This is a genomic window from Bacillus sp. JJ864, from assembly GCF_036963045.1.
Lineage (GTDB): Bacteria > Bacillota > Bacilli > Bacillales > Bacillaceae_G > Bacillus_A > Bacillus_A pseudomycoides_C.
In genome coordinates this window covers 1,401-2,356 of the sequence record NZ_JBALLY010000156.1, presented here as the reverse complement: position 1 = coordinate 2,356, position 956 = coordinate 1,401, and the positions used below count along the sequence as shown (strand labels likewise).

The window sequence follows — 956 nt, the reverse complement described above, 5'->3', positions numbered from 1 at the left end:
CGTTAATGCGGGATAAAGCAATACATTTTTTGTTTTTTTTGTTCTTTGGTACACTTATATTATAGTTACATAAAGAAAGAGGGGATTGACTATGAAAGCTCTAGAAGAGGTTTTGCAATATAATAAGGAATTTGTCGAGACTAAAAAGTATGAAGAATATGAAACAGGGAAATTTCCAAATAAAAAAATGGTAATTATTTCATGCATGGATACGCGTCTTGTCGAACTATTGCCAAAAGCGATGAATATGCGTAACGGCGATGTGAAAATTATTAAAGTAGCTGGCGCTGTTATTTCACATCCATTTGGAAGTATTATGCGCAGCATTTTAGTTGCGATTTATGAACTTGGTGCAGATGAAGTATGTGTAATTGGTCACCACGATTGCGGTATGGCGAAAATTCAAGCGAGCAGCACGATTGAAAAGATGAAAGAGCGCGGTGTTTCAGTAGAAAAACTAGATACACTTCGTTATTCTGGAATCGATTTAGAGAAGTTTTTACGTGGGTTCTCAAGTGTAGAAGAAAGCGTAGAGCACAGTGTTTCTATACTTCACAACCATCCGCTTATGCCAGCAGAAGTTCCTGTACACGGACTTGTTATTCATCCGGACACTGGAAAGTTAGATGTTGTTGTGAATGGTTACGAAGGTTAATTCTTCTTCTGTTTTTTCTCTGGGACAGGATCGAATCCGCCTGGATGAAATGGGTGGCATTTCAAAATGCGTTTTACTGTAAGCCAACTTCCTTTTAATGCACCATGAGTTTGAATCGCTTCAAGCCCGTAGTGAGAACACGTTGGATGGAAGCGGCACGTCGGCGGTGTCATGGGAGAAATAAACTTTTGGTAAAAGCGAATAATCCCTATGAAAATGCGTTTCATAATAATCTCCTTTCCTGCATATGCTGTAAGTATAGACATACAAGTTGAAAAGGGGCATAAAAAACCTTTCTTTT

2 protein-coding genes are annotated in these 956 nt (G+C 38.4%); one reads left to right on the top strand and one right to left on the bottom strand.

Translation table 11 applies throughout. The annotated features are described in order from the left end of the window. Positions 1-91: 91 nt before the first annotated feature. Entirely contained in the window at positions 92-655 is a 564-nt protein-coding gene (locus V7024_RS20730) for a beta-class carbonic anhydrase (RefSeq protein ID WP_335523402.1), read from the top strand. Here the strand turns inward: V7024_RS20730 and yidD are convergent. After that, positions 652-882, bottom strand: coding sequence for a membrane protein insertion efficiency factor YidD (gene yidD / locus V7024_RS20725; protein ID WP_020061405.1), 231 nt, complete (start codon positions 880-882; stop codon positions 652-654). The two genes, V7024_RS20730 and yidD, sit on opposite strands and share 4 nt — an antisense overlap. Positions 883-956 lie beyond the last annotated feature (74 nt).